Source organism: Nonomuraea jabiensis (assembly GCF_014204795.1).
GTDB lineage: Bacteria > Actinomycetota > Actinomycetes > Streptosporangiales > Streptosporangiaceae > Nonomuraea > Nonomuraea jabiensis.
Window position 1 is genome coordinate 12,720,901 of the sequence record NZ_JACHMB010000001.1, and the last position, 25,845, is coordinate 12,746,745.

Below are 25,845 nucleotides of genomic sequence, written 5' to 3' on the forward strand. Positions count from 1 at the left end.
AAGGGAGATCGACATGGCGGAGGACAAGCCCGATGTCGCCTGGCGTGTGATCGGTGGCCTGGTCGGTCTGGCGACCGGCTGGGCGGCGAGGAAGGTCCTCGGGTTCGTCTGGGTGAAGGCGACCGGGAAGGAGCCGCCGCTCGACACAGACTCGCCCGAGGTCAGCATGGGGGAGGCGATCGGCTACGCCGTGCTCATGGGCGTGGGCATGTCGGTGGCGCAGATCGTGGTCAACCGGACCGCCAAGAAGCGTTACGACGCGTGGAAGTCTGTGAAGCAGGTGACTCAAGGGCAGTGAGAAACTCGTTGGCCCAGCGGTCCACGTCGTAGGTGGCGACCCGGCGGCGCATCGTACGCATCCGCCGGGCCAGCTCGTGCGGCGTGGCCCGCATCGCGGCCAGCATCTGCCGCTTGACGTCCTCCACGTCGTACGGGTTGACCAGGTAGGCCTGGCGCAGCTCGTCGGCCGCCCCGGCGAACTCGCTGAGCACCAGCGCGCCGTGCAGGTCGTGGTGGCAGGAGACGTACTCCTTGGCGACCAGGTTCATCCCGTCGCGCAGCGGGGTGACGACCATGACGTCGGCGGCCAGGTAGAGGGCGGCCAGCTCGGCGTGGTCGTACGACTGGTGGAAATACTGGACCGGCTGGTAGCCGAGCTGGGCGTGCTCGCCGTTGATCCGCCCGACCTGCAGCTCGATGTCGTCGCGCAGCCGCTTGTACTCCTCCACCCGCTCCCTGCTGGGCGTGGCGATCTGCACGAACACGGCCTCGTTCGCCTTCAGCCGCCCGTCCTTCAGCAGCTCGCCGAACGCCTCCAGCCGCTGCCCGATGCCCTTGGTGTAGTCGAGCCGGTCGACGCCGAGCAGCACGTGCTCGGGATCGCCCAGCTCCGCCCTGACCTCCTTGGCCCGCGCCATGATCTGCGGGTCGCGCACCAGCGAGTCGAGCTGGCCGAAGTCCACCGAGATGGGGAACGCCTGGGTGGTCACCACCCGGTCGTCGAGGAAGATCTCGTTCCCCTTGTACGGCAGCCCGAGCAGCCTGCGGCACAGCCGCCGGAAGTTGGAGGCCCCGCCGGGCAGCTGGAAGCCCACCAGGTCGGCCCCGAGCAGCCCCTCGACGAGGTCCTTGCGCCACGGCAGCCGCCAGAACAGCTCGGTCGGCGGGAAGGGGATGTGCAGGAAGAACCCGATCCGCAGATCCGGCCTGAGCCTGCGCAGCATGGCCGGGACGAGCTGGAGCTGGTAGTCCTGCACCCAGACCACCGCGCCCTTCTCGGCGGCCTCGGCGGCGGCGTTGGCGAAGCGCTCGTTGACGGCGCGGTAGGTGTCCCACATCGCCCGGTCGAACACCGGCTGCGCGACCACGTCGTGGTAGAGCGGCCAGAGGGTGGCGTTGGAGAAGCCTTCGTAGTACAGCTCCACCTCGCCGGCCGACAGGGGGATCGGGATGAGGTTCATGCCGTCCTGCTCGAACGGCTCCAGCTGCTCGTCGGGCGCCCCGTGCCAGCCGAGCCAGGCTCCGTGGCGGCGCTTCATCACCGGTGCGATCGCGGTCACGAGCCCGCCAGGGCTCCTGCGCCACGAGGCCGTACCGTCAGGCTCGAGCGTCCGATCCACCGGCAACCGGTTGGCGACGATCAGAAACGAGCTACGGCCAGTCACGCAGTTCCTCCTATTGTTTCCCGAGCACGCGACGGACGGCGCCCGCCACGGAGTCCGGACCCGCATGGGGGATGATCGCGGCGATGTGGGAGTCGGGCCTGATGAGCCATGCCTCATCCGGTCCGGCGCCGAGCCTTTGAGCGAGCGAGCCGGTCCCATCCATCTCCGCGAGCCCGCGCACGGCGAGCGGCGCCGTAGTGACCTTGCCCAAGACCTGCGCAAACAAACGCGAATCGCACATATCACCCGACAATACGAGGAATCCGTCGCGACAGAACTCCCGCAATCTGCCGCCCGGAAGTCCCACGTCCGGGATGATCACGCCGGGAGCCGGGACGCACAGCGCCCCCTTGGGCGGCCTGCCCTCGAAAGGCCGCGTCGGCTCGGGGGTCGTCAGCGGCGAGTCCACGTACCAGAACGGCTCCGCGAACCGGCCCGAATCCACCTCCGCCACCCGCCCGCCCTCCAGCACGGCCCGCCTGCGCATGCGCTCGGCCACGGTCCTGGGGGCGAGGAAGCGCATCGTGGCGGCGGTGATCTCGAGGTTCTCCCGCGCGGCCGCGTGCCGCTCGGCGTGGTACGACTCCAGCAGCCCCTCCCCCGCCCAGCCGTTGAGCACGAAGGCCAGCTTCCAGGCCGCGTTCTCGGCGTCGGGCACGCCCGAGTTGAGCCCTCTGGCGCCGAACGGGGCCACCAGGTGGGCGCTGTCACCGGCCAGCAGGACCCGGCCGACGCGCATGCGGGAGGCGATGCGGGAGTGGAAGCGGTACGTACTGTGCCAGAGCAGCTCGTAGGGCCGGTCACCAATGATTTGCCTGATTTTCCGCGAAATATCGGCTTTTGTTGGGATGAAGTCGGGTGCGATCTGCCAGTCGATCCGGAACGTGCCGCCCGGGCAGGGGTGGATCAGGACCTGGCGGCCCGGGTTCCACAGCGGGTCGAAGTAGAAGCGGCGCTCGTTCTCCCAGCCGGGCAGGTCGGCCTTGATGTCGCAGATGAGGAACTGGTCGTCGAACGTCTCCCCGTCGAACGAGACGCCGAGCGTCTGGCGTAGCTGCTGGGCCCTGGCGCCCGCGCACACCAGCGCGTAGGACGCGCGCAGCGACCGCTGGGCGCAGCGGACCGTCACGCCCGAGGGATCCTGGTCGAGGCCGGTGACCTCGTGGCCCCAGCGCACCTCGATGAGCGGCTGCGCCGCGATGGCCTCGTCCAGGATCTGCTCGGTGCGGGTCTGGGAGATGTTCACGCACGCCGGCAGCGGGCCCTCGCGCTCGAACGACCAGGAGAACAGCTCGCGGTCGCGGTAGTAGGTGCGGGCGGTGGTCCAGGCCAGGCCCTCCTCGGCGATCTTGCCCGCGCCGGCGGCGATCCAGATGTCGAGCACGTCGCGCTGCTGGCAGATGGACTTCGAACCGGTGGAGTCGCGCCCGGCCCGCCGGTCGAGCACCAGCACCTGGATGCCCCAGCGGGCCAGCAGCAGCGCGGCGCTCTGCCCGACCGGCCCCGCCCCGACCACGATGACCTGCGCGTCGGCCGGGGCGTTCATGACTGGAGCTGGTCCCAGACTTCGCGGTCGCGCTCGGCGGTCCAGATGCGCGGGCGCTCGACGCCGTGCAGCTCGTCCCAGAGCCTGGAGACGTTGAACGGCAGGCAGTGCTCGAAGATCGGCCAGGACCCGTACCGGGGCGCCAGCGCCCGGTGCGTGCGCTCGAACGCCTCCTTGAGCGAGCCCGCCGCGCCGACCTCGCGCAGCATCACGGTGAGGAAGTCACGCGTCTGCGCGATGGCCGCCTCCACCCCCTGCCTGCCGCGCGCCACCGCGCCCCTGCCCCCGACCAGCGTCTCCGCCCCGAACGACGCGACCTTGTCGAGCGTCGCGGCGGACCAGTCGAGGTGGAAGCCGTCGCCGGTGTAGAGGGCGGCCTGGGACTCGACGAGGTCGCCGGCGAACATGATCCGCTGCTTCGGCAGCCAGGCCACCAGGTCGCCCTCGGTGTGGCCGCGTCCGCAGTAGGCCAGCACCAGGTCGCCCCGGTCGCCGCCCAGGTCGATGGTGAACGTGTCGCTGAACGTCGCCGTCGGCCACGTCAGCCCCGGGATCGACTCGGGCTCCTTGAACAGGCGGGGCATCCTGGCGTACTCGCTGGCCCAGTCCTGCTCGCCGCGCTCGGCGATCAGCTCGCGGGTCTTGTCGTGCGTCACGATCACGTCCGCGCCGAACGCCGACGCGCCCAGCACCCGGACGGCGTGGTAGTGCGACAGCACCAGGTACCTGATCGGCTTGCCGGTGTGCTCCCGCAGCCGGGCCAGCCACTCGCGGGCGGCCACGGGCGTGGCGAGCGCCTCGAAGCAGACGAGGAAGTCCTCGGCCTCGATGGCGCCCACATTCGGATCGCCTTCTGCCGTGAGCGCGTACACGCCCTCGGCCAGCACCTCCATGGACTGCTTCTTCTCGCCGAGATCGGCCGACGAGGCGAACGGTTTGGCCATCACCACTCCTCCCGCAACGCGGTCAGCACCCGCCAGAACCCCTTCCCCGTCCAACGCCCCCTCTCCCGGGTGGGGTCATGCCGGGCGCCGGGTCTGGACGAGGTGGAAGCGGCCCGCCACGTAGCCCGGGTCCGTGAGCGAGGCCGTGGCGGCCGGGTTGGCGCCCGTGCCGTGGTAGTCGCTGAACGCCGCCGACTGGTTGACGAAGACGCTGCCCGTCAGGTTGCACGACAGGTTCACCCCCGCGTCGAGGGCGGCCCGTTCGGCCTGGTCGAGCACCTCGCCGGAGGTCGAGTAGGCGGCGGCCGTGAGCGCCCCGCGGGCCTTGATCGTGCGGCGCAGCACCTCCAGGCTCTCCTGCGTCGACTCCGTCGGGATGACGAACGCGATCGGCCCGAAATGCTCCCGCCCGTAGACCTCGGAGTCCTCCGGCGAGACCTTCACGATCACCGGCGGCGCACCACCGCGTCCGGGAAGCCCGGGTGCTTGACGGCGCGCGACTCCAGCACCACCTCGCCCAGCGACGGCGCCGCCTCCACCCGGGCCAGCACGTCGGAGTTGACGATCGCCCCGGTCAGCTCCACCGCGCGGGCGTCGTCCCCGAGCAGCTCGCCGACGGCGCCCGCCAGCCCGGCGCAGACCTCGTCGAAGCTCTTGTGCCCCTCGTCCGTCTCGATCCCGCCGGCCGGCACGAGGAGGTTCTGCGGCGCCGTGCACATCTCCACCGCGAGCGAGACCAGCCCGGGGTCGAAGCCCGCCTCGGCCAGCACCTCGCGGGCGATCCGCACGGTGATGGCGAGCGGCAGCACCGCGCGCGGACAGCGCCGGGTAGGCGTTCCAGGTCGGGAAGGTGTTGCAGCCGATCACCAGCGCGACGCCCCGGGGCACGACCGTGAAGCGCTTGTCCATGACCAGCGGCTCGCCCTTGGCCGGCTTCTCCCAGCGGGCGCTCGCGGCCGAGGAGGTCATGGCCGCGTAGCCGTAGGCGACGGCCTCGAGCGCGCGGTCCTGCGCGTGCGGCCCGCCCGCCTGGAAGGCCATCACGAACGCCTGCCCGGTCGTGTGCTGCACCGCGTGGGCCAGCTCGAAACTGCTCCGGTTGATCCGGTCGACGATCTCGGCGCAGGCCAGCGCGCGGGCCTCGGGCCCGGCGTCGCGCCAGGCGGGCAGCGCGGCCCGGGCCGCGTCGATCAGGCCGTCCACGAGCGGCTGCGGGTAGGTGACGCCGAGGTCGATGCCGTACGGGGAGCGCTCGGCGCCGATCCAGGACCCGGTGCCCGGCTGGTCGAGGGGGAACTGCTTGCCGAGGTAGGACTCGAACGCCTCCTTGCCCCGCTCGGCCGCCCCCTCGCCGTAGACGCGCGGGCTCGGCGACTCGGGATAGGCGCTCCAGTATCCCCGCTCGGCGATGGCCGCCAGCGCCTTCTCCAGAGTGTCGCGGTGCTGCTCGAACATGGTGTTCATCCTCTTGACAGCGATGGTCCGGACGGTGAAGTGTTTACCGAACATTCGGTCAGTTGACAAGGGAGACCTGCGTTGGAGACCGCGCGTCGCATGATGGACGCCGCCGAGCGCACCCGCTACGGCCGCAGCGGCATCTACGACATCACGGTGCGCGGAGCGGACGGCCGGGTGGTCGCCGAGTTCCGCGGCCGCAGCAGAGAACTGAGACAGGTGGAGGGCTGATGAGACTCGGCGATCCCCCCGCGCCGCAGGACCTCGACCCCATCGAGCGGGCGTCCCGCGACGAGCTCATGTCGATCCAGCTGGAACGGCTCCAGCGGACACTCACCCACGCTTACCAACATGTCCCGATTTATCGGCAAAAATTCGACCAGGCGGGCGTTCATCCGAGCGACTGCAAGGAGCTCTCCGACCTGGCGAAGTTCCCCTTCACCACCAAGCAGGACCTGCGCGACACCTACCCCTTCGGCATGTTCGCCGTCCCGCGCGAGCAGGTGGCCAGGATCCACGCCTCCAGCGGCACCACCGGCACGCCCACCGTGGTCGGCTACACCAGGCACGACCTCGACGTCTGGGCGGACGTCATGGCCCGCTCGATCCGCGCCTCCGGCGGCCGGCCCGGCGACATCGTGCACGTGGCCTACGGGTACGGCCTGTTCACCGGCGGGCTGGGCGCCCACTACGGGGCCGAGCGGCTGGGCTGCACGGTGGTGCCGGTCTCCGGCGGCATGACGCCCCGGCAGGTCCGGCTCATCACCGACCTGCGGCCCGACATCGTCATGGTCACGCCGTCGTACATGCTGGCCCTGCTGGACGAGTTCGAGCGGCAGGGCCTGGACCCCCGCGCGTCCTCCCCGCGGATCGGGATCTTCGGCGCCGAGCCCTGGACCGAGCGCATGCGCGCGGAGCTGGAGGACCGCTTCGACCTGCACGCCGTGGACATCTACGGCCTGTCGGAGGTGATCGGCCCCGGCGTCGCGAACGAGTGCGTCGAGACCAAGGACGGCCTGCACGTCTGGGAGGACCACTTCTACCCGGAGACCGTCGACCCCCTCACGGGAGAGCCCGCGCAGGCGGGCGAGCTGGTCTTCACCAGCCTCACCAAGCAGGCCATGCCGGTCATCCGCTACCGCACCGGCGACCTGACCAGGCTGCTGCCGGGCACCGCCAGGCCCGCGTTCCGGCGCATGGAGAAGGTGACGGGCCGCACCGACGACATGATCGTCCTGCGCGGCGTGAACGTGTTCCCGACCCAGATCGAGGAGCTGGTGCTGCGCGTGGCGGGCCTGTCGCCGCACTTCCAGCTCCAGCTGACCCGCCCGGGGCGGCTCGACGTGATGACGGTCAGGGTGGAGGCCCGCCCGGGCGCTCTGATGGATCCGCAGCGAAGCGAGGACATCCATCAGAGCACGCCGAGCTCTGCTCGGCCAATGAACGCAGCTCGGGCCGAAGCCGGGGAGGCGCTGCGCCGGGCCGTCAAGGACACCGTCGGCGTGAGCGTGGAGGTCGAGGTGGTGGATCCGGAGACGCTGGAGCGCTCGGTCGGCAAGCTCAAACGAGTCATCGACAAGCGGGATAATTAAGACATGGCCCCTCCGTCCCCCGCCCGCCAGCGCAAGCGCGGACACGACCCGGAGTCCGTGCTGTCCACCGCCGTCGGCGTCTTCAACGAGCGGGGCTACGACGGGACGAGCATGGAGGACCTGGCCAGGGCGCTCGGCGTGACCAAGTCGGCCATCTACTACCACGTGCCGGGCAAGGAGCAGCTGCTCGCGCGGGCGCTGGACCGGGCTCTCGACGGGCTGTTCGCGGTGGTGACCGACGAGCGCGCCGCCTCGGGGCCCGCGATCGACCGCCTGGAGTGGGCCGTACGGCAGAGCGTGCGCATCCTCGTGGACCGGCTGCCGTACGTGACGCTGCTGCTGCGGGTGCGCGGCAACAGCCGCACCGAGCAGGCGGCGCTGGAGCGGCGGCGGGAGTTCGACAGGTTCATCAGCCACCTGGTCAAGGAGGCGGCGGCGGAGGGGAGCATCCGGCCGGACGTGGATCCGGCGCTGGTGACACGGCTGCTGTTCGGCACGGTGAACTCGATCACCGAGTGGTACCGACCGGCGCGCGGGGCCTCGGCGGACGACCTGGCCGACGCGCTGCTCAAGATGACCTTCACCGGCCTACGGGTCTAAGGCGTCCCGCCGCCGGGGATCGACCTCGGGGGTCTCGGCGCCCCGGGGCAGCTTGACGCGCAGGTCGTTGCGTACGGCCTCGCCGAGCTTCTTCGTGGCCATGCGGTTGAGCGCGCCGCCGGCGATCGCTCCCGTGAGGAAGGGGCCGAGCGTGGTCAGATGGCGGCCGAGCGTCCGCAGGAGGCGGTTGCGCAGGGCGGTCTTGGTGGCCGCGCCGAGCGCCAGCGAGACGGACGTGGGCGTGAGGGGGTCGATGCCACGTTGTTTGGCCCATGCGGCCGTGAACGCGACCGCGCGCTGGGTGCCCGAGCCCTCGACGCGTACGCCGTAGACCTCGTGCAGCTCGGCCAGGAGCTTGACCTCGATGGCGGCGACGACGATGGTCTCGGCGACGAGCTGCGCGGGGGCGGAGAGCAGAAGGGGCGGTGCGGCGAACTCTGCCGCCGCGAGCGCTCCGCCGATGGCGCCGACCGTCATCGTGGCCTTCTGGGCGGTGCGCACCAGGTCGTCGGCGAGCTGCTCGCCGGTCAGGCCGTGATGGTGCTCGGAAAGGGTGTGCAGGTCCCTGATCGGGATGCGAGGCGCGATGTTGAGAAAGACGTCCGCCAGCCAGCGGCCCCGGCCCGCGCCGGTGGCGCGCGCCTTCCTGGCCCCGTCGGACAGTGCCCGGGCTAGTCGGCCGAGCAGCCTGCGCCGCTCGGCCGGCTCCAGCTCGCCGGGCTCGGTGAGCTTGCCCACGAGCTCGCCGACCTCGCGTTCGGGGCCGGCGACCTCGTCGTCTGGTTGCTTGTCTTGCTCAGGTACGGCCACGCGTTGCCTCCGTCCTCATGGTCGCGATCACCCAAGGTGGGGTCTGGTCTCCCTACCCCGAGCCTTTCGCTCCAGTCGATCAGGCGGCGCACTCCCGGCATACCTGCTGGCCGTTCTTCTCGGAGGCCAGCTGGCTACGGTGGTGCACCAGGAAGCAGCGCGAGCAGGTGAACTCGTCGGCCTGACGGGGGATCACCCGCAGCGAGAGCTCTTCGTTCGACAGATCCGCACCGGGCAGTTCGAGCGACTCGGCCAGGTCGGTCTCGTCGATGTCGATGCTGCCGGACGACTTGTCGGTGCGCCGCGCCTGCAACTCCTGGAGGCTGTCTTCCCCCAGGTCGTCGTCTGTCTTGCGTGGGCTGTCGTAGTCGGTAGCCATTGTGCTTACTCCATCCCCCTCATCTATATGTCCTCGCGCTCATCGCGCGTCTTCTAACGTCCAGGAAGCCCATCTTGTGCCCGTTCCGCCGGGGAGATTTCCCATCGGTACCCCGCGGGAACGGACGACGAACCTCCCAACACGTCAGGGCCTGCTGCCGTCGGCAATGGTTAGCCAAATATGGCGAAACCCACAGCCTTGGCGCCATGCACCACCGTGTTCGACGGCACATCCAACCACATGTGCGGCGTGAATGAGACGCCCCCCACGCCTCAACACGGGCACCAACACACTGACGCGCGCGCCGGAGCAAGACGACCTCAGCGTCTCGGGAGCCGAATGGTCACGACGAGCCCTCCACCGTCACGTGGCACAGCGGCCACATTTCCACCGTGAGCCTGAACCACCGCACGAACGATGGACAGCCCGAGCCCCGATCCCTTCGCCGAATCCACGCGGTCCGCGTGGAGCCTCCTGAAGGGCTCGAACAGGCTGTTCACCTCGTACGCCGGGACATGCTGCCCTGTGTTGGCCACCTGAACAACCAAGGCACCGTCCGCCATTCCCGTCTGGATCCAGACTTTTCCGTTTTCGGGAATGTTGTACTTGACCGCGTTCTCCAGGAGGTTGCTGACCGACCGCTCCAGGAGCACCGGGTCGCCTATGGTAGGCGCGCTGACCAGTTCGGCCGTCACGGTTACCCCGTGCTCCTCGGCGAAGGCCGTCACCTGTTCCACGGCCGTCTGGGCGACTTCCCGGACATCGAGCGGTTTGCGTACGGCGAGTTCGCGCTCGCTCCTCGCCAGCAACAGCAGTCCCTCGATGAGCTTCTCGTTACGCGCGTTGACTTCGAGAAGGGTACGGCCGAGCGCTTTGAGATCCTCGGACGCCTCGGGATCGGACAGCGCGATCTCCAGGACGGTCCGGTTAATCGTGAGGGGAGTTCGCAATTCGTGGGAGGCGTTGGCCACGAATCTGCGCTGGGTGTCGAAGGCGACGTTGAGCCGGGTGAGCATGGCGTCGAACGTGTCGGCCAGCTCCTTCAGCTCGTCGTTGGGGCCCTGCAGGTCGATGCGCTGGTGGGCCAGGGTGCTCTCCGACAGCTTGCGCGCCGTCGCCGTCATCTGGGCCACCGGCCGCAGCGCCCGGTCGGCCACGAAGTAGCCGATGATCAGCGCCAGGATGCCGACGCCCATCAGCGCGAGCAGGGAGTTGCCGAACAACGCGTCCCGCGCGCGCTGGATCGCCATCGCCTGCATGTTGTGCCAGGCGTTCTGGAGCTGCTCGTCCGCCGAGGGAGGCAGCCCCAGATCGATGGTCGGCCAGGCCCAGGTGATCGCCGATCCGACGATCATGTAGACCGACGCCAGCAGCACGGCGGCCGCCATGAAGACGAGCGCGCCGTACGTGAGCGTCAGCCGCCACCGGATGCTGACCTTGGCGGGCAGCTCTCTCATCCGCTCCATCGGCGTGCGCTGGACCGGCGACTGCGCGGGCGGCGGCGGGCCGTCCCAGGCGGGCGGCCCGCTGGGTGGTGGCGCCTGCTGCACGCGCGTCGCCTTCCTCGCCGAATGCGGGCTGATCATCGGATGCGTCGGCCCTACCTGGAGCTCTTCCGACCTCTCCGTCACAATTTGTACCCAACCCCGGGCACAGTCTCGATCACCTGAGGCTCGCCCAGCTTCTTCCGCAGCGTCATCATGGTCACGCGGACCACGTTCGTGAAGGGATCGATGTTCTCGTCCCATGCCTTGTCCAGCAGGTCCTCCTGGCTGACCACGGCGCCCTCGGCCCGCATCAGCTCCTCGAGCACCGCGAACTCCTTCTTGGTCAGCACGACCTCCTTGCCGTCGCGCTCCACCAGCCGCTTGCCCGGGTCGAGCCGGATGCCGGCGCGCTCCAGGACGGGCGGCAGGGCGGGCGCGGAGCGGCGGCCGAGCGCGCGCACCCTGGCGACCAGCTCGATGAACACGAACGGCTTGGCCAGGTAGTCGTCGGCCCCCAGGCCGAGCCCCTCCACCTTGTCGTCCACGTCGCCCGACGCGGTCAGCATCAGGATCCGCGAGGCGCTGCGCTGCTCCACCAGGCGACGGCACACCTCGTCGCCGTGGACGACCGGCAGGTCGCGGTCCAGCACGATCACGTCGTAGTCGATGTAGGAGGTCCGCTCGAGGGCGCCGCCCCCGTCGTAGGCGACGTCGACCGCCATGGCCTCGCGCCGCAGCCCGGTCGCGATCGCGTCGGCGAGCACCCGCTCATCCTCAACCACCAGCACCCGCACGCCTGATGCACCTCTCTCCGATTCTGGTCACTCATTCTGTCCACAGCCTCGATAAGCGCACGGTAAGGCATGTTCAGAGGTGGGTGACCCCCGGTCAGGGAGAGGAGCAGAAAATTCATGTTTCGGGGTGCGACGGGCCGGGGTATGCCTGCGGGACACCCATTGCCCGGCCATCATCCGGCATTGGGCGTACTTCGCCCCACGAGCATGGATCGGACCCCAGAGAGTAGGTGAGATGGGCGAGTTCACGACCACGATCGAACACCGCCTCGACCAGGCTTATAAGGGCCTTCGGGAGGCCCGTAGCGTCGGCGACGAATATCTCGCTGACACGCTCACCGCCGAGATCGAGGACCTGCGCAGGCTGGCCGACGATCACGGCATCCCGTTGCCCCGCTGATCAAGCGCGGACGGCCGGAGCCCCCGGGGGCTCCGGCCGTTCGCGTTCAGGCGTCCCGTTCCGGGTTCTGCGCCGCCAGCAGGTCGTGCAGTTCCTCGAAGAGCCCCGGCGCCGCGCAGATCGCGAACTCCGGGCTCACCGGCCTGCCGTGCAGCCCTTCGAGCCTGGCGCCCGACTCGGTCGCCACCAGGCCGGCGGCGCCGTAGTCCCACGGGTTGATGCCGCGCTCGTAGTAGGCGTCCACGCGGCCGGCCGCGAGCGAGCACAGGTCGATCGCGCACGAGCCGCCGCGCCTGATGTCCCGCACCCGGGGCAGCACCGCCGCGACCACCTGGCCCTGGACCGCGCGCCTGCTCACCCCGTAGCCGAACCCGGTCGCCACCAGCGCCTGCGCGAGCGGCACGCCCGTGTTGCAGCGCAGCCGCTCCGCGCCGAGCCAGGCGCCCTCGCCGAGTGCCGCGGTGTAGACCTCGCCGCGCGCCGGCAGGTTGACGACCCCGGCCACGACCTGGCCGTTCACCTCGACGGCGATCGACACCGCCCACTCCGGCAGGCCGTACAGGAAGTTCACGGTGCCGTCGATCGGGTCGACGACCCAGCGCACGTCCGAATCGCCGGGCTCCTCCCCGCCCTCCTCGCCGAGGATCCTGTCGCCGGGCCTGGCGGCCAGGATGCGCTCGCGGATGAGCTCCTCCGACGCCTTGTCCAGCGCGGTGACCACGTCGGTGGGGCTGGACTTGGTCTCGATCTCCTCCGACATCGTGGGCCGCTTGGCGAGCAGCATGTCGCCCGCCTCACGCGCGATGTCCTCGGCCAGTCTCAGGAAATCCGACATCAGGCCACCGAGTCCGGACGCTTCCACTCCTCGCCGAGCACGTGCTGGGCGAGGAACGCGAACACGGTCTCGTACCAGGCGACGATGTTGCCCGGCTTGAGGATCCAGTGGTTCTCGTCGGGGAAGTACAGGAACTTCGACTCGACCTCGCTGCGCCGCAGGTCCCACCAGAGCCGCAGAGCCTCGCCGATCGGCACGCGGTAGTCCTTGTCGCCGTGGATGACGAGCATCGGGGTGGTGATCTTGTCGAGGGAGTTGTGCGGCGACAGGAGGTCGTACCGCTCGGAGCCGGGCTCGCCCATCTCGCGCTGCCAGTACATGGCGGCGTCGGTGGTGCCGGCGAACTGGTCGAGGTTCCACAGTGCCGCGTGGGTGACGATGGCCTTGTAGCGGTCGCTGTGGCCGGCGAGCCAGTTGGCCATGTAGCCGCCGTACGAGCCGCCCATCGCGCCGATGCGCTCGCGGTCGATGTCGTCCCTGGCCAGGGCCACGTCGACGATCGCATCGAGGTCGGCCTGGGTGCGCGGGCCCCAGTTGCCCCAGCCGCGGTCGATCATCTCCTGCCCGTAGCCGGTGGACAGGCACGGGTCCGGCATGAGGACGGCGTACCCGCGCTGGGTCATGAGCCACACCTGCCAGCGCCACTGCCAGTCGTTCCACGAGGCCACCGGGCCGCCGTGGATCCACAGCAGGAACGGCGCCGGCTCGTCGGCGGAGGCGCCTTCGGGCAGCGCGAGCCAGCCGCGGATCGTGGCGCCGTCGTCGGCGGTGGCGGAGATCTCGGTCAGCGTGCCCGGCACCTCGGGGCGCGGCGCGGGCGAGGGCAGGTCGATGATCTCGCCGCCGGCCACGTCGATCCTGGCCGGGCCGGGGGCGAGGGCGATGCCGCTGCGCAGCGCGTAGACGGAGGCGCCGTCGGAGGAGACGTTGAGCCCGGCGTACGCGGCGTCGTCCGGGGTGAGGCGGGCCGCCTCGCCGTCCAGCGGGACGCGGAAGACCGGGCGGCGGCCCTGGTGGTCGGCCACGATGTAGACGGCCGAGGAGTCCGGCGCCCACTCGATGTCCGAGGGGAACAGGTCGGGCGCGTACGCGCGGCCCTCGCCGGTGGCCACGTCGGCGATCCACAGCTCGACGCGCGCCGAGACCTCCAGCCCGGTGAACCGCTCGCGGGCGCAGGCCACCTTGGAGCCGTCGGGCGAGATCGCGAGGGGGCCCGTGAAGTCGAAGCCCTCCTCGGTGAGCACCGTGCGCCGCTCGCCCGTGGCCACGTCGATGGCCACCAGGTCGGTACGGCTCTCGCCCTTCGGCAGGTACGTGCGCCAGGTCGCGATCACCGTGGCGCCGTCCGGGCTCAGCTCGAACGAGGCGTCCCGCAGCGCCTCCCCCGCGTCGGGGGTCAGCTCGCGCACGTCCTCCAGGCGGTCGGCGCCGAGCCTGGCGGCGAACAGCCTGGTGCGGCCGGGACCGAGGTCGTGGTCCCAGAAGCGGACCGGGTAGCCCTCGTGCAGGATGGCGCTGATCCCGGCGTCCTTGCGGGCCTTGCGCCTGGCCTCGTCGGCCGCCTCCTCGCCGTCGAGCACATCGGAGGAGAACACCACGACGTCGGCGGCCGTACGCACCGCGCCGATCCCGCCGGGGCGGCCGACCACCTGGCGGGCCTCACCGCCCGCGCGGGGCAGCAGCCAGAGCGCGGGCACCTCGTCGGAGGAGTCCTTGGCGGTCGGGTCGGGGCGGGCGGAGGTGAACAGCACGTCGCCCGCGGCCGTGAAGACCGCGGCCGACTCGCCCTTGGCGGAGCGGGTCAGCCGGTAGGGCTCGCCGTCGACCGGAATCGCCCAGAGCGCGGTGCCGTAGGACTTGCCGTCGGGGTTGAGTGACTGGACTGTGGAGATCAACCTGGAGCCGTCAGGGGAGAGCTTCAGCGAGAGAACCCGGGGGATGGCCACGTAGTCGCGTATGTCATTGAATGCGCTCACTCAATCGAACCTACCTGTTCATAGCCTCACTCCGTGAGGCTGTGCTCGGTCGCCGGGGAGCCGTTGCCTTCCCTCGTCGCTCCGGTCGCTGCGCTCCCTGCGCTCCTCAGTCCAGGCAACGGCGCTCCCTCGCTGCAGAGACCGCCCGCACTCCTGAATACTGTGGTCACGTGGGAACATACGACGCGTTGCTGGTTCTGTCGTTCGGCGGCCCCGAGGGGCCCGACGACGTGCTGCCGTTCCTGGAGAACGTCGTGCGCGGCAGGGGGGTGCCGCGCGAGCGGCTGCTCGAGGTGGCCGAGCACTACCAGGGCTTCGGCGGGGTCAGCCCGATCAACCAGCAGAACCGCGACCTGGTCGAGGCGCTGCGCCCGATCGCCGGCGTGCCCGTCTACTGGGGCAACCGCAACTGGCACCCGTTCGGCGAGGACACCGTCCGCCAGATGAAGGCCGACGGGGTCAGGAAGGCGGCCGTGTTCGCGACGTCGGCGTTCGCGGGCTACTCGAGCTGCCGCCAGTACTACGAGGACATCGCCAGGATCTCCGCCGAGGACGGCCCCGAGCTGGTCAAGATGCGCCACTTCGGCGACCACCCGGGGTTCGTGGCCGCGATGGCCGACCACACCCGGGCGGCGCTCGAACGGCTCGGCCGCGACGACGCCAGGCTGGTGTTCACCGCCCACAGCATCCCCGTCTCCATGGCCGAGACCGCGGGCCCCTCCGGCGGCCTGTACGAGGCGCAGCTCCGCAGGAGCGCCGAGCTGGTCAGCCAGGCGCTCGGCCGCACGCAGCCGTGGGACCTGGTGTGGCAGTCGCGCAGCGGCCCGCCGCAGGTGCCGTGGCTGGAGCCGGACGTCTGCGACTTCCTGCGCAAGACGGACGCCCGTTCGGTCGTGCTGGTGCCGATCGGGTTCGTCTCCGACCACATGGAGGTCGTCTACGACCTCGACACCGAGGCCAGGCAGGTGGCCGCCGAGCTGGGGCTGCCCATGGAGCGGGCGGCGACCGCCGGCACGCACCCGCGCTTCGTCCAGATGGTGCGCGAGCTGATGGACGAGCCCGAGCCCATCCCCTGCGCGCTCACGTGCTGCCCACCGCCCAGTGTTCATCGCCTCACTTCGTGAGGCGGCTCGGTCGCTGAAGTCCGCCGCCTTCCTTCGTCGCTCTGGTCGCTACGCTCCCGACGCTCCTCAGTCCAGGCGGCGGCGCTCCCTCGCGGCGCCCTCAGGCGTAAGTGCGGGCGTACGCGTCGGCGATCCCCATGACCTTGTTCACGTAGTCCCAGGAGTGGTTGTAGAACCAGATCGCCTTGCGTAGCTTCTCGCCGCCCTGGCCGGCGCCGTTGGCACACAGGTAGTTGGCGGCGCCGGGCACCGCGTCGTACGGGCTCCAGATGTCGGCCTTGCCGTCCCCGTCGCCGTCCACGCCGTAGTGCTTCCAGGTGGCGGGCATGAACTGCATGGGCCCGAGCGCGCCCGCGCTGGACGGGCCGTTGTTGCGGCCGTGGCTGCTCTCCACCTGCCCGATCGCCGCCAGCACCGTCCACGACAGCCCGGGGCAGCGGGTGGCCGCCGCCTTGTACAGGTCCAGGTAGCTGCCCGGGCGGCCCACGTTCACCGTGGTCTGCGGCTTCTGTTGCTTAGGCGTACGGTGCGCCGCGTCCAGCATGACGACCTGCGAGCCCTTGCCGAGGACCTTGCGCACCCCCGACTCGCTGATCTTGCCGGCCTTGCCGTGCAGCAGCACCGCCACCCCCGGCGCGAACCCCAGCGACCTGCCCAGATCCGCGCTCACCAGCCCGTCCACGCCCATGAGCCCGAGCGTGGCCGAGGCCGCCACGCGCAGGCGGGGACCGCCGTCCACCTGGTACATGCCGCCCAGGATCATCCCGAACCTGCGCATCGCGCCCGCGTCGGCCACCAGCTCGCCCCTGGCCAGCGCGCTCCACACGGCGGGCTGATCGGCGACGGGCTGCGGCGTCCAGGAGCGGAAGTCGGCGGGGTCTACGGCCAGCAGGTTCAGGGCGGTGCCGGCCACCTTGACCGCGCCCGCGTCCACCACGGCCACCTTCTGCACGTACTTCAGCGCGCTGAGCGCGAACCTCGTGCTCTTCGGCACCGCGCCCGCGGCGATGGCCAGCACGCGCGGCGGCGTCGCGGTGACCCCGGGGCCGCCCTGGCCGAAGTCCTTGACGGGCTCCTTGACCGGCGCGGCCGTGGGCACGAGCTGGTCGAGGCGGGGCGAGGGCTGCTGCGGCCGCTGCGTGGGCTTCCTGCGCACCGGCTCGTTCGCGGTTTTGACCAGGTCGTCGCCCAGGATCACGACGACTCCGCCGGCCGCGGCCGTGACCACGAGCACGGCGGCGACCATGAGGATGACCGCACGCAACGAGGGAAGACCGGACACTCGGGACACGTTAACCCACTCGCCCGCTAAATCACTTGCCATACGGACATACGGTGCGTCATGGTTACTTGGCTCAAGTAAGGGGGAAACGGCGTGGTCGGGCCTTACCGGGGATTGTTCGACGGGCCCGGCGTCAAGGGATTCGTGCTGGCGGGATTCATCGGCCGCATGCCGATGTCCATGCTCGGCATCGGGGTCGTGCTGCTGGTCTCCGCGCTCACCTCGTCGTACGCCACCGCCGGCGGCGTCGCCGCCATGACCAACCTGGCCTTCGCCGTGGCCGCCCCCATGTCGGGCCGCCTCGTGGACAGGTTCGGGCAGAGCCGGGTGATCCCGCCGTTCGCCGTCGTCAACGCGATCGCGCTGCTGGCGCTGATGCTGTGCGCCGGGTTCGGCCTGCCCGACTGGACGCTGTACGCCTCGGGCCTGCTCGTGGGCGCCACCTCGCTGTCGCTGGGCTCCATGGTGCGGGCCCGCTGGTCGGTCATCCACGGCGGGTCGGGCAAGCTGCACACCGCGTTCGCCTTCGAGTCGGTGGTGGACGAGGTCATCTTCGTCACCGGGCCCGCGCTGGTCACGGTGCTGGCCACCGCCGTCAACCCGTACGCGGGGCTGGTCGTGGCCCTGGTCTGCATGCTCCTCGGCGCCCTCGCGCTGGCGGCCCAGCGGCGCACCCAGCCGCCCGTGCAGCCGGTCAGGTCGGCGGCGGGCTCGCCCATCCTGATCCCCGGCATCGCCCTGCTGGCGTGCGTCTACCTGGCACTGGGCGCGGTGTTCGGCTCGGTCGACCTGATCACGGTGGCCTTCGCGGAGGAGCACGGCGTGAAGGGCGCCTCCGGGTTCCTGCTGGCGGCGTTCGCGGGCGGGTCGATGGTGTCGGGGCTGTGGTTCGGGTCGCGGGACTGGAAGATCTCGCTGCGCGGGCGGTTCGTGCGGACGCTCGCGCTGTTCGTGGTGGGACTCATACCGATCATGTTCATCGGTGACGCGTGGATCATGGCGGCGGCGCTGTTCCTGGCCGGGTTCGCCATCTCGCCGACGCTCATCACGGGCTTCTCGCTCACCGAGCGGCTGGTGCCGCCGTCCCTGCTCACCGAGGGCATGGCGTGGATCTCGACCTCGATCGGGTTCGGCGTGGCGGTCGGCGCGTGGGCCGGCGGGCGGCTCACCGAGCTGTTCGGCGCGACCAACGCCTACGCCTTCTCCTGGGGGTCGGCGATCCTGGCCGCGGTCGTGGGCATCGGAGGTTCGGGTTTGCTGAGACTTCCCGAGGCTCCTTCACCCGCCAAGAGTTGATCCGCTACGGTCGGGACATCCCTCGCAACACCCATCTCATTGGAAGCACTACCTATGTCCCGACAAATCAGTTCACTTCTAGCTATCGCGGCAGTTTGCGTCACTCTGGCCCCGGCGCCTGCCTTCGCACAGGCGCCGAAGAAGGCCGCGCCCGTCGACTGCGAGCAGGTCAAGTGCCTGGCGCTGACGTTCGACGACGGGCCCGGCAAGTACGCGGGAACGCTGCTCGACACGCTGAAGAAGTACGACGCGAAGGCGACGTTCTTCCTCGAGGGCCAGTACGTCAAGAGCCGCCCCGCGTTCGTCAAGCGCATGGTCGCCGAGGGCCACGAGGTCGGCAACCACAGCTACAGCCACCCGGACTTCACCAAGTCCGAGCCCGGCACCATCAGGAACGAGATCAAGAAGACCCAGGACGCGGTCAAGAAGGCCGCGGGCGTCGAGCCCAAGCTGCTGCGCCCGCCGTACGGGCTGGCCGACCTGCAGACCGCCGACGTCGCCACGGAGTTCGGCATGCCGATGATCCTGTGGACCGCCGGCTCCGAGGACTGGGCCAGCAAGAACGTCGACGCCATCAAGAAGAAGACCATGGAGGTCGCGCAGCCCAACGGCATCATCCTGATGCACGACTGGGTGAAGCAGACCGTGGACGCGATGCCGGCCCTCATCAAGTCGCTCCAGAAGAAGGGCTACCACCTCGTGACGGTGTCCGACATCGTCAAGGGGCAGAACCTGCAGCCCGGCGACATCTTCCCGGTTCCCGCCGGCTGGGAGAAGTGAGTATCGTTCGCGTTTAACCGAATGACGCTCTGGAGGGGTGCTCATGACGTTCGCGAATTGGGCGCGTAACCAGTCGGGCACCCCTGCCGAGGTGCGTACGCCGGCCTCGGTCGAGGACGTCGTACGCGCCGTGCGGGACGCCGCCGCCTCCGGGCGGCGGGTCCGCATGGTGGGCACGGGCCACTCCTTCACGGGGGTGGCCCTCACCGACGGCATCATGCTGCGCCCCGGCGCGCTCACCGGGATCAGGTCATGGGGCGACGACCGCGTGACCGTGCTGGCCGGCACCCCGCTCCGCGTGCTGAACGAACTGCTCGACGAGCGCGGCCTGGCCCTGGCCAACATGGGCGACATCACCGAGCAGACCGTCGCGGGCGCGATCCAGACCGGCACGCACGGCACCGGCCGCGACAGCGGCGGCCTGGCCGACCAGGTCGCCGAGCTGGAGCTGGTGCTGGCCGACGGCTCGGTGACGACGGCCGGGCCGGGCGAGGACCTGTTCGACGCGGCCAGGGTGGGGCTGGGCGCGCTCGGGGTGCTGACGGCCGTGACGCTCCGGGTGGAGCCCGCGTTCCTGCTGCATAATCGGCGGCGAAAGCTGCCGCTCAGCGAGATGCTCGCCTCGCTCGACGAGCTGACCTCGGCCAACGAGCACCTCGACTTCTTCTGGCTGCCGCACACCGACGCCTGCCTGGTCAAGACCAACAACCGCAGCCCCGGCCCGGCCCGGCCGCCGGGCGCGCTGCGGCACTGGCTGGACAACGTCTTCCTGGAGAACACCGTCTTCGGCGCGGCCTGCGCGCTCGGAGGCCGCTTCCCCGACCTGATCCCGCGGATCAACGCCGTCAGCGCGGCGGCGCTCGGCGACTCGGAGTCGGTGGACACGTCGTACAAGGTCTTCACGGCGCGGCGGGACGTGCGCTTCCTCGAGATGGAGTACGCGGTGCCGCGCGAACGCCTCGGCCAGGCGCTGCGCGAGACCAGGGATCTGATCGACCGGATGGACTGGAAGATCACGTTCCCGGTGGAGGTGCGGGTCACGCCGCCCAGCGACGCGTGGCTGTCCACCGCGTACGGGCGGCCGTCGGCGTACCTCGCGTGCCACATCTACCGGCCGACGCCGAACCCCGCGTACTTCGAGGGCGTGGAGGAGATCATGACGCGGCTGGACGGGCGGCCGCACTGGGGCAAGCTGCACACCAGGGACGCCTCCTACCTGAACAAGGTCTATCCCCGCTTCGCGGACTTCACGGCCCTGCGCGACCGGCTCGACCCGGGTCGCCTGTTCGCCAACGAGTACCTGGATCTAGTGCTCGGCTAACGCATCGTTAGGTAAAGAGCTTGCTCGAAAACGTGTCCTGGGATCCGCGCGGGCCGTGTGGAGGGCATCCTCGTAACTCGTGCCCCGACGACTCGGCCTGCCCTCCGTGTACCTCGCCGCGGCCGTGGCCACCGCCGCCACGACCGCCGTTCCTCTCGCCATGACGCCCGCGTCAGGACTCGCCCTGCGGCCCGCCCCCACCGAGCCGACCCGGCCCTTCATCGTCACCGCACGCAGCCGCGGCGCCGCCCGCGATCTCGTCGGCGAGGTGCGGTGGCGGGTGCGGCGCTACTACACCGCCGCACTGCCCGGATTCGCCACCTTCCTCACCGCCGCCGAGCTGGCCGAGCTCCGGTCGGACCCGCGGGTGCTCGCGGTCGAGGCCGACCGCGAGATCCGCCCCATGGCGCTCGGGAGACCTCGCCCGCGCTCCCGCGGGGCCACCGGCGCCGGCACCACCGTGTACGTCGTGGACAGCGGCCTGGACACGGCCCGGGCCGAGCTCGGCGACCGGGCCTGGCGCGCCTTCGACGCCACCGGCGGCACCGGGCACGACTGCGCGGGCCACGGCACCGAGGCCGCCCGGCGCGTCAACGTCATGGCGCCCAAGGCCAGGATCGCCTCCGTGCGGGTGCTCGGCTGCGCCGGCTACGGCACCCTGGCCGACCTGCTGGCCGGGCTGGACTGGATCGGCAGGCACGCCCACGGCCCGTCCGTCGCGAACCTGGCCGTCGACGAGTCCGACTCCCCCGCGCTCGACACCGCCACGCGGTCGCTGGTGCGGTCGGGCGTCTTCGTGGTCGGCGCCGCGTCCTCCGGCGCCTGCCGGATTTCGCCCGGCGGTCCGGCGTTCTCCGATCACGCCCCGTATCTGGCCGGGGTCGCCGCCCAATACCTGGAGCGCCATCCTGGCGCCGCCCCATCCGTTCTGGCCTCTTGGCTCAAGTGCACGACACCACGCGCCGCGATTCGTCAGAATCCGTCAGGGGCCTCTAACCTCCACTTGCACAACGGCGGGCTCTAGAGGGATGGATTCGACAAATGTGACCGGCGTCACACCGTCCCGGGAGTATCCCAGGAAGGCGATGTTCGGACATGCCGGGTACGGTGCTGGCAGGCAACCGGCACACGCGAGAGACTCAAGGGTCCGGGGGAAGAATGGCGACGCTGACGAAGGGACTCGCATGCAGGAGCTCCGACTCGTCGCGGTGAGTGAGGACGGCACCTATCTCGTGCTGGCTACTGCCGGGCGAGGTACGCGCTTCACGCTTCCCGTGGACGACCGGCTCCGTGCTGCCGTCCGCGGCAACTTCTCCCGTCTCGGCCAGTACGAGATCGAAGTGGAGAGTCCGTTGCGCCCCAAGGAGATCCAGGCTCGCATCCGCGCCGGAGAGACGGCGGAGGAGATAGCCGCGACCGCCGGGATCCCGGTCGAGCGTGTCCGCTGGTTCGAGGGTCCGGTGCTGCAGGAGCGGGAGTACGTCGCCCAGCAGGCGCAACGTGTGGCCGTCCGGATGCCCGGCGAGTCGGCGCCCGGGCCCACCCTGGGCGACCTCGTCGCCGAGCGGCTGACCAGGCGGGGCGTGCCCACCGACGAGATCGACTGGGACTCCGCCAAGCGCGACGACGGGCTGTGGCGCGTCAAGCTCGGCTACGTCTGGAACGGTCACACGCGCCACGCCGAATGGCTGTTCGACCCGCGCAAGCGGCACGTGACGCCCCACGACGACGAGGCCATGCGGCTGTCGGCGGCCGACTTCGACCCGGATCCCGTCGTGGTGGAGGACACGACGGTGACGCCGTTCACGCCGCGGGTGGCCAAGCTGCAGCCGGTGCCGCCGCTCGCCTCCGACCCGCTGCCGTTCCCCTCGGTGGTGCGCCGCGAGCCTGAGGAGCCGGCGGTCGGCTACAACCCGCCGCCCAGGTCGCCGGAGACGGCGTACGGCCGCGCTCCGGAGGCGGCGCCCCCGTTCGAGCGGAGCGCGCCCGCACGTGAGCCTGACGCCGCCAGAGAGGCGTCCTTCGACACGCCCGACCCCGGCGAGCCCTACCGGCCGGAGCCGCCCGCCCGCGAGACCGGCTACGCCCGCCCCGGCGACACCTCGTCCCGCCGCGGCGGGTCTTCGCCGTGGCTGCCCGACTTCGGGCCTGGCCGTCCTGCCGGACGCGACGCCGACTCCTCCATCTACGCCCCCGCCGCCACGCCCCCGGACTCCCGCACCTCACCGCCGCCCGCCGTCGAGGAGCCGCCCGCCTACGAGCGCCCCGTGGCCGGCCGCGACCAGACCCCTGCCCCGGAGACCCCCGCCCCGTCCCAGACCGCCGCCGTCACGACGCCCCATCCCCGTCCCACCACCGAGCCCCATCACCAGCCCGCCACCGAGGCCCAGCGCGTCGCCGAAGCCCAGCGCGCCGGCCACACCCAGGCAACCACCGCCGCGGGGTCTCCCGCACAGCGCGAGACCCCGCAGCCCGAGGTCGCGCAGCCCGAGGCCCGGCAGCCCGAGGTCGCGCAGGTTGAGGCCGCGAGGCCCGAAGCCCCGCAGGCCGAGGTCGCGCAGGCCGAGGTCGCGCAGGCCGAGGTCGCGCAGGCCGAGGTCGCGCAGGCTGAGGCCGCGACGCCCGACGCCCCGCAGGCCGAGGTCGCGCAGGCCGAGGCGGCGACACCCGCGGCCCAGCAGCCCGAAACCGCGACGTCCGCCGCGGTCGCGCCGCCTGCCGCACCGGAGCCGTCCACGGAGCCTGCTCAGGACGCCCACTCCGACGCGACCAGCCAGCCGAGCACGCCCCCGGCCCCGGTCGCGCCCTCCGAGCCGACCACAACCCCGGAGTCGGTGGTGGCCCCAGAGGCGGCCCGAGAGGCGACGGCGGTCGCGCAGCCTGCGGCGTCCGCAGACTCCGCAGGGCCCGCCGAGGCCGTGACGACCACCGAGCCGACGTCGGCCAGCGAGCCAACGACGACCGCAGATCCGACCCCGGTCAGCGAACCCGCGGCATCTACGGCACCGACCGCAACCGCCGAGCCCGCAGCGACCTCCGAGCCGACCGCGACCTCCGAGCCGACCGCGACCTCCGAGCCGACCGCGGCCACCCAGCCCACGGCGACCTCCGAGCCGACCGCAGCCAGCGAGCCCGCCGCGTCTGTGGCACCGGCCGCGGCTGCCGAGCCGGTGGCCACCTCGGAGTCGGCGGCAATCACCGAGTCGGCGCCAGTCACAGAGCCGGTCCAGTCGTCGGCCACCGAGCCCGTCGCGTCCTCGGCCACCGAGCCCGTCGCGTCCTCGGCCACCGAGCCGGTCGCATCGCCGGCCAGCGACGTCGAGCCCCCTTCCGAGCCCGCTCCCGCGCCGGTCTCCGAGGCCGTCTCCGCGCCTGCCGACGCACCCGCCGATGGGGACACCGCGCCCGCCGCGGACGCCCAGGCCGCCGCCGCGAAGGCCGAGACCTCCAAGCCGGCCGCCGACGCGCCCACCGCTGAGCCGACGGCCACCAAGCCCGAGCAGGAGGCGGCCCAGGCCGTACCGGACGCCAAGCCGCAGCCCGAGGTGACCCCTGAGGTCACCGCACCCCAGGCCGCGACCACGGCCGCAGCGGAGCCCGCCAGCACCGCCGCACCGGAGCCCGCTGCCGAGGCTGCGGCGGAGGCCGCTGTACCGGAGTCTCAGAGCGCGGCCGAGCCCGAGCAGCCCGCTCAGGAGGTCAAGCCGCCGGCGCCCGCTCCCAAGCCCAAGCCCACGGAGCCCAAGACCGCCCCGGCGGTCCCGGCGGCGCGCTCCGGCAAGGACGCGCCCAAGGAGGAGCCGCCCGTGCCGGTGCCGTCTCCCCCGCCCGCTCCGGCGGCCCGCCAGGCGCGCAAGGGCTCGCGGGGCCGCCGTGCCTCGGTCCCGACCTGGGACGAGATCATGTTCGGCGCCCGCCGCCAGGACTGACCCCAGGCCCGGAGGCCGACCTCGGCGGCCCACCGCCAAGGCCCCGGTCCACCGCCGCCGCGAAGGACAAGGGTCCCCGGCCAACCGCTCACAGAAGAGGGGCCGGGGGCTCGGGCGGCAACGTGGGGTCAGGACGCGGGCGGTGTGCCGTGGGAGGCGAGGAAGGGCGCGAGCCACTCCGGCGTCACCTCGGCGGGAAACGCCGCCCCCTGGGCCACCGACACGTCGATCGCCGAGTAGCCCCCCTTGCCCGCCCCGACCCCGGCGATCAGCGTGAGCACTCCGGCCCGCCGCTGAAACCACGTCTGCCGCAGCCGCCACCCCACCACGGCCCGGCGTTCGATCACGGCGTGGGAGCGCCGCAGCGACCCCGACCGCACCGCCACGCGTACCCCGTCGTAGCCGTGCCCCAGTGACCGGTACCGGTCGAGCCCCAGCGGAATCCCGACCCCGGCCAGCAGCAACGCGACCACCAGCAGGACCCACCAGAGGATCATCCCCGTCGCCCAGATCCCCGCGGCGCTCGCCACCGCGAGCACGGCCCACGGGAAGACGGCGCGGAACAGGCGGCGGTTGCGCGCCACGTGCGGGTGGCGGCGGAGCTCGGCCTGGGAGGAGCCGATGGCCTCCGCGGTCACCTGGTACGCCACGGTCCGGGGCACGTCGGGCAGGAGCTGGCCGCGCGTCTCGGAGTCGCCCAGCCCCGTGACGATGGCCCAGGCCCGTACGACCCCGGCCCAGCGTTCGGCGAGCCCGTCCACGATCTCGTAGCCGCGCACCCGGGCGGACTCCAGCGACACGCTGCGCCGGTTGATCAGCCCGCGTTCGGCGACCAGGTAGCCGTCGCGGTGCTTGAGCTTGAAGTCCCAGTTGAAGACCGCGTACATCAGCCCGCCCACGAACGGCATCGCCAGCACGAGCAGCACCGCCACGGCCACCAGCAGGTAGGGGTGGTCCCAGATCCATTCCCCGGCGCTCCAGGCGGTGTCCTGGTCGAGGCCCAGATCGTCGCCCCACTGGAACACCAGGCCCACGGCGCCGCCCGCGAGGGCGAAGGGGGTGAGCAGGTACGCGCCCGACAGCGGCCCGTACAGCAGCCACTTCCGCGGCACCCCGATGATCACCCGCTCCTGGGGGACCGCCACCTCGGACACCTGCGCCTCGGGCCGGGGTGCGCGCCGCAGCAGCACCGACTTGAGGCGTTCGGCCTCCTCCGGCGTGATCCCGTCGAGCTCGGCCTCCTCGTCGCCGCCACTGGCCCCGGTGTCGATCTTGAGCACGGTCAGGCCGAGCAGGCGGTGCAGGGGCGGTGTGGACACGTCGACGCCGCGGATCCGCTCAAGCGGGATGGTACGGACGGAACGGCTGATCAGCGACCGCTTGGTCTCCAGCCGGTCGCCGAGGATCTCGTAGCTGAAGGTGGCCCACCTGATGATCGCGAACACCACGGTGCCCCCCACGCCCAGGGCCGCCCAGCCGTAGGAGTGGGCCGAGAACCCGCCCACGAACAGCACGCCGACGAGGGGCAGGAGGAGGGAGGGCAGCATGCGTACGGGGTCGATGAGCAGCACTTTGGGGCTCAGCCGCAGCGGCACCCGGACCGGAGGACCCGGCGGCCCTCCCGCCGGGCC

The 25,845-nt window shown here is 71.4% G+C and carries 26 protein-coding genes; 13 read left to right on the plus strand and 13 right to left on the minus strand.

Annotation, left to right across the window (positions count from 1 at the left end):
• Positions 1 to 13: 13 nt before the first annotated feature.
• Positions 14 to 298 carry a DUF4235 domain-containing protein gene (locus tag HD596_RS58020; protein ID WP_185077851.1) on the plus strand — a complete coding sequence of 95 codons (285 nt, stop codon included), beginning with the start codon at positions 14 to 16 and terminating at the stop codon, positions 296 to 298.
• Here the strand turns inward: HD596_RS58020 and HD596_RS58025 are convergent.
• From HD596_RS58025 to HD596_RS65445, 5 genes are all read right to left on the minus strand, one after another.
• Positions 231 to 1,664, minus strand: a complete 1,434-nt coding sequence (locus HD596_RS58025; protein ID WP_185077852.1) for an alpha,alpha-trehalose-phosphate synthase (UDP-forming) — start codon at positions 1,662 to 1,664, stop codon at positions 231 to 233. The two genes, HD596_RS58020 and HD596_RS58025, sit on opposite strands and share 68 nt — an antisense overlap.
• A gap of 10 nt (positions 1,665 to 1,674) precedes the next feature.
• Positions 1,675 to 3,210, minus strand: a complete 1,536-nt coding sequence (locus HD596_RS58030; protein ID WP_185077853.1) for an FAD-dependent monooxygenase — start codon at positions 3,208 to 3,210, stop codon at positions 1,675 to 1,677.
• Positions 3,207 to 4,154: an MBL fold metallo-hydrolase gene (locus HD596_RS58035; RefSeq protein WP_185077854.1), complete on the minus strand. Its 948-nt coding sequence runs from the start codon at positions 4,152 to 4,154 to the stop codon at positions 3,207 to 3,209. Before HD596_RS58035 ends, HD596_RS58030 begins: the two co-directional genes overlap by 4 nt.
• Positions 4,155 to 4,229: 75 nt before the next feature.
• Positions 4,230 to 4,604, minus strand: a complete 375-nt coding sequence (locus HD596_RS65440; RefSeq protein ID WP_313047474.1) for an aldehyde dehydrogenase family protein — start codon at positions 4,602 to 4,604, stop codon at positions 4,230 to 4,232.
• Positions 4,601 to 4,963 carry an aldehyde dehydrogenase family protein gene (locus HD596_RS65445; protein ID WP_313047475.1) on the minus strand — a complete coding sequence of 121 codons (363 nt, stop codon included), beginning with the start codon at positions 4,961 to 4,963 and terminating at the stop codon, positions 4,601 to 4,603. The genes HD596_RS65440 and HD596_RS65445 overlap by 4 nt, the downstream gene beginning before the upstream one ends.
• 41 nt (positions 4,964 to 5,004) lie before the next feature.
• Between HD596_RS65445 and HD596_RS65450 the strand changes: the two genes are divergently transcribed.
• Genes HD596_RS65450 through HD596_RS58055 form a run of 5 tightly spaced genes read left to right on the plus strand, consistent with a single transcriptional unit; the run spans position 5,005 to position 7,801 of the window.
• A complete protein-coding gene (locus HD596_RS65450) occupies positions 5,005 to 5,133 on the plus strand; it encodes a hypothetical protein (protein ID WP_313047476.1) in 129 nt (42 codons plus the stop codon).
• A gap of 35 nt (positions 5,134 to 5,168) precedes the next feature.
• A complete protein-coding gene (locus HD596_RS65455; protein WP_313047477.1) occupies positions 5,169 to 5,675 on the plus strand; it encodes a hypothetical protein in 507 nt (168 codons plus the stop codon).
• A gap of 15 nt (positions 5,676 to 5,690) precedes the next feature.
• Positions 5,691 to 5,840, plus strand: coding sequence for a hotdog family protein (locus HD596_RS58045; RefSeq protein ID WP_221521421.1), 150 nt, complete (start codon positions 5,691 to 5,693; stop codon positions 5,838 to 5,840).
• Positions 5,840 to 7,201: a phenylacetate--CoA ligase PaaK gene (paaK, locus tag HD596_RS58050; RefSeq protein WP_185077855.1), complete on the plus strand. Its 1,362-nt coding sequence runs from the start codon at positions 5,840 to 5,842 to the stop codon at positions 7,199 to 7,201. The genes HD596_RS58045 and paaK overlap by 1 nt, the downstream gene beginning before the upstream one ends.
• A 3-nt stretch (positions 7,202 to 7,204) precedes the next feature.
• Positions 7,205 to 7,801, plus strand: coding sequence for a TetR/AcrR family transcriptional regulator (locus tag HD596_RS58055; protein ID WP_185077856.1), 597 nt, complete (start codon positions 7,205 to 7,207; stop codon positions 7,799 to 7,801).
• On the opposite strand, the gene HD596_RS58060 is transcribed toward HD596_RS58055, so the two are convergent.
• The 4 genes from HD596_RS58060 to HD596_RS58075 form a co-directional block, all read right to left on the minus strand.
• Positions 7,790 to 8,611, minus strand: coding sequence for a hypothetical protein (locus HD596_RS58060; RefSeq protein ID WP_313047478.1), 822 nt, complete (start codon positions 8,609 to 8,611; stop codon positions 7,790 to 7,792). The genes HD596_RS58055 and HD596_RS58060 overlap by 12 nt on opposite strands.
• Positions 8,612 to 8,690: 79 nt before the next feature.
• The gene (locus HD596_RS58065) at positions 8,691 to 8,990 is read right to left on the minus strand and encodes a DUF4193 domain-containing protein (RefSeq protein WP_020542847.1); all 300 of its coding nucleotides are present in this window, start codon (positions 8,988 to 8,990) and stop codon (positions 8,691 to 8,693) included.
• A 320-nt stretch (positions 8,991 to 9,310) separates the two neighbouring features.
• The gene (locus HD596_RS58070) at positions 9,311 to 10,576 is read right to left on the minus strand and encodes a sensor histidine kinase (RefSeq protein ID WP_185077857.1); all 1,266 of its coding nucleotides are present in this window, start codon (positions 10,574 to 10,576) and stop codon (positions 9,311 to 9,313) included.
• 41 nt (positions 10,577 to 10,617) lie between these two features.
• The gene (locus tag HD596_RS58075) at positions 10,618 to 11,271 is read right to left on the minus strand and encodes a response regulator transcription factor (protein WP_125646423.1); all 654 of its coding nucleotides are present in this window, start codon (positions 11,269 to 11,271) and stop codon (positions 10,618 to 10,620) included.
• Between the two features lie 235 nt (positions 11,272 to 11,506).
• Between HD596_RS58075 and HD596_RS58080 the strand changes: the two genes are divergently transcribed.
• Positions 11,507 to 11,671 (plus strand): hypothetical protein, encoded by a 165-nt coding sequence (locus HD596_RS58080; RefSeq protein ID WP_165959788.1) that lies wholly within the window; start codon positions 11,507 to 11,509, stop codon positions 11,669 to 11,671.
• Positions 11,672 to 11,717: 46 nt separating this feature from the next.
• Here HD596_RS58080 and HD596_RS58085 read toward each other — a convergent pair whose 3' ends face one another.
• Both HD596_RS58085 and HD596_RS58090 read right to left on the minus strand, forming a co-directional pair.
• The gene (locus tag HD596_RS58085) at positions 11,718 to 12,506 is read right to left on the minus strand and encodes an inositol monophosphatase family protein (protein WP_185077858.1); all 789 of its coding nucleotides are present in this window, start codon (positions 12,504 to 12,506) and stop codon (positions 11,718 to 11,720) included.
• A complete protein-coding gene (locus HD596_RS58090; protein ID WP_313047479.1) occupies positions 12,506 to 14,482 on the minus strand; it encodes a S9 family peptidase in 1,977 nt (658 codons plus the stop codon). Before HD596_RS58090 ends, HD596_RS58085 begins: the two co-directional genes overlap by 1 nt.
• Before the next feature lie 170 nt (positions 14,483 to 14,652).
• On the opposite strand from HD596_RS58090, the gene HD596_RS58095 reads away from it, so the two are divergent.
• Positions 14,653 to 15,606, plus strand: a complete 954-nt coding sequence (locus HD596_RS58095) for a ferrochelatase (RefSeq protein ID WP_185077859.1) — start codon at positions 14,653 to 14,655, stop codon at positions 15,604 to 15,606.
• A gap of 100 nt (positions 15,607 to 15,706) precedes the next feature.
• Here HD596_RS58095 and HD596_RS58100 read toward each other — a convergent pair whose 3' ends face one another.
• On the minus strand, positions 15,707 to 16,888 hold the full coding sequence (locus tag HD596_RS58100; protein WP_185077860.1) for a lytic transglycosylase domain-containing protein: 1,182 nt from the start codon (positions 16,886 to 16,888) through the stop codon (positions 15,707 to 15,709).
• Positions 16,889 to 16,981: 93 nt separating this feature from the next.
• Here HD596_RS58100 and HD596_RS58105 point away from each other — a divergent pair, with 93 nt between their 5' ends.
• From HD596_RS58105 to sepH, 5 genes are all read left to right on the plus strand, one after another.
• Positions 16,982 to 18,184: an MFS transporter gene (locus HD596_RS58105; protein ID WP_185077861.1), complete on the plus strand. Its 1,203-nt coding sequence runs from the start codon at positions 16,982 to 16,984 to the stop codon at positions 18,182 to 18,184.
• A gap of 54 nt (positions 18,185 to 18,238) precedes the next feature.
• Positions 18,239 to 18,964, plus strand: coding sequence for a polysaccharide deacetylase family protein (locus HD596_RS58110; RefSeq protein WP_185077862.1), 726 nt, complete (start codon positions 18,239 to 18,241; stop codon positions 18,962 to 18,964).
• A gap of 43 nt (positions 18,965 to 19,007) precedes the next feature.
• Complete coding sequence (locus tag HD596_RS58115; protein ID WP_185077863.1) at positions 19,008 to 20,285, plus strand: D-arabinono-1,4-lactone oxidase; 1,278 nt, start codon at positions 19,008 to 19,010, stop codon at positions 20,283 to 20,285.
• Positions 20,286 to 20,364: 79 nt separating this feature from the next.
• Positions 20,365 to 21,309 (plus strand): protease inhibitor I9 family protein, encoded by a 945-nt coding sequence (locus HD596_RS58120; RefSeq protein WP_185077864.1) that lies wholly within the window; start codon positions 20,365 to 20,367, stop codon positions 21,307 to 21,309.
• Between the two features lie 160 nt (positions 21,310 to 21,469).
• Positions 21,470 to 24,214, plus strand: a complete 2,745-nt coding sequence (sepH, locus tag HD596_RS61115; protein ID WP_221520096.1) for a septation protein SepH — start codon at positions 21,470 to 21,472, stop codon at positions 24,212 to 24,214.
• 128 nt (positions 24,215 to 24,342) lie between these two features.
• Here the strand turns inward: sepH and HD596_RS58130 are convergent, their stop codons facing one another.
• Positions 24,343 to 25,809, minus strand: a complete 1,467-nt coding sequence (locus HD596_RS58130; RefSeq protein ID WP_313047480.1) for a PH domain-containing protein — start codon at positions 25,807 to 25,809, stop codon at positions 24,343 to 24,345.
• Positions 25,810 to 25,845 lie beyond the last annotated feature (36 nt).

What these genes read in the sequence shown, in the direction of transcription:
- HD596_RS58085 (WP_185077858.1), bottom strand. Translation starts at nt 12,506, where the DNA reads ATGTCGGATTTCCTGAGACTGGCCGAGGACATCGCGCGTGAGGCGGGC.
- HD596_RS58115 (WP_185077863.1), top strand. Translation starts at nt 19,008, where the DNA reads ATGACGTTCGCGAATTGGGCGCGTAACCAGTCGGGCACCCCTGCCGAG.
- sepH (WP_221520096.1), top strand. Translation starts at nt 21,470, where the DNA reads ATGCAGGAGCTCCGACTCGTCGCGGTGAGTGAGGACGGCACCTATCTC.
- HD596_RS58055 (WP_185077856.1), top strand. Translation starts at nt 7,205, where the DNA reads ATGGCCCCTCCGTCCCCCGCCCGCCAGCGCAAGCGCGGACACGACCCG.
- HD596_RS58110 (WP_185077862.1), top strand. Translation starts at nt 18,239, where the DNA reads ATGTCCCGACAAATCAGTTCACTTCTAGCTATCGCGGCAGTTTGCGTC.
- HD596_RS58065 (WP_020542847.1), bottom strand. Translation starts at nt 8,990, where the DNA reads ATGGCTACCGACTACGACAGCCCACGCAAGACAGACGACGACCTGGGG.
- paaK (WP_185077855.1), top strand. Translation starts at nt 5,840, where the DNA reads ATGAGACTCGGCGATCCCCCCGCGCCGCAGGACCTCGACCCCATCGAG.
- HD596_RS58020 (WP_185077851.1), top strand. Translation starts at nt 14, where the DNA reads ATGGCGGAGGACAAGCCCGATGTCGCCTGGCGTGTGATCGGTGGCCTG.
- HD596_RS58070 (WP_185077857.1), bottom strand. Translation starts at nt 10,576, where the DNA reads ATGATCAGCCCGCATTCGGCGAGGAAGGCGACGCGCGTGCAGCAGGCG.
- HD596_RS58080 (WP_165959788.1), top strand. Translation starts at nt 11,507, where the DNA reads ATGGGCGAGTTCACGACCACGATCGAACACCGCCTCGACCAGGCTTAT.
- HD596_RS58030 (WP_185077853.1), bottom strand. Translation starts at nt 3,210, where the DNA reads ATGAACGCCCCGGCCGACGCGCAGGTCATCGTGGTCGGGGCGGGGCCG.
- HD596_RS58035 (WP_185077854.1), bottom strand. Translation starts at nt 4,154, where the DNA reads ATGGCCAAACCGTTCGCCTCGTCGGCCGATCTCGGCGAGAAGAAGCAG.